Raw genomic sequence first — 369 nt, 5'->3', positions numbered from 1 at the left:
TGCTGGGTGGGGGAGGCCAGCATGGATGACGCGTCCCTATTCGGAAGACATCCGTGAACGCGCCTTGGCTCGCGCTGACGCGGGCGAGACGGTTCGTTCGATCGCAGAGGCGCTACAGATCAGCCCCTCCTGCGTGACGAAGTGGAAGAACCTAAGGCGTGATACCGGAGGCCTGGCGCCCGGCCAGATCGGCGGGCACAAGAAGCGGGTTCTGTCGGATGCCAACGCCGACTGGCTGCGCAAACGCATTCGCTCGGGGCCATTCACCTTGCGCAAGCTGACGCAGGAGCTGGCTGCACGGGGGATCAAGACAGACGTGCGGGCGGTGTGGACTTTTGTTCACGCCGAGGGGCTCAGCTTCAAAAAAAA

The 369-nt window shown here is 63.1% G+C and carries 1 protein-coding gene; it reads left to right on the top strand.

The features are described from left to right. Positions 1-25: 25 nt before the first annotated feature. On the top strand, positions 26-369 hold a 344-nt coding region (locus XI05_RS08890; RefSeq protein WP_271500690.1), incomplete at its 3' end, for a transposase.

Source organism: Bradyrhizobium sp. CCBAU 11357 (assembly GCF_028128865.1).
In the GTDB taxonomy this organism is placed as follows: domain Bacteria; phylum Pseudomonadota; class Alphaproteobacteria; order Rhizobiales; family Xanthobacteraceae; genus Bradyrhizobium.
This window is presented reverse-complemented; position numbering and strand designations above follow the sequence as displayed.